The sequence below is a fragment of the Dellaglioa sp. CoH-56-MRSF-11 genome (genome assembly GCF_056782135.1).
In genome coordinates, this window is the sequence record NZ_JBXAYE010000040.1 from 1 (window position 1) to 384 (window position 384).

1 protein-coding gene is annotated in these 384 nt (G+C 57.0%); it reads right to left on the reverse strand.

Annotation, left to right across the window (positions count from 1 at the left end; all coding sequences use genetic code 11):
- Positions 1 to 34 precede the first annotated feature (34 nt).
- Positions 35 to 384, reverse strand: a 350-nt coding sequence (locus AC1RPT_RS07725) for a hypothetical protein (protein WP_481762975.1), incomplete at its 5' end; no start/stop codon positions are given.

The following is a 384-nucleotide window of genomic DNA, read 5'->3' on the forward strand; positions in this document are numbered from 1 at the left end:
TAGAATGGGAGCCATTTTATGCTGTGTCAAGTGCTTATTTCTCGTCCGGCTCTTCGTGGGCACGCAGCCGGTCGATCAGATCGAGCAGGGCATGGCGATCTGCCACGTCCAAATCCTTCGAGCAGTCCTTCAGGCGTTCGACGAGCTTCTGTTCCTGCGCGCTCAGCCGGGCGCGCGGAATCACGTATTCGATAGCTGACGCGTAGTATCGCCATTCTTTCGTGGTGTGGCGTTCCGATTTCGGCCCATGGAAGCGCTGCTGATACGCAACCTCTTCGGCGCAACGTGCTTCTGCTTCTTCACTGGTCTGGTACGCAGCGAAGTTTTCGTTGTCCTCCGGATACTCACCGTCGAAGTAGTTCGCGAGGTAGAGAGTGCGGGTGC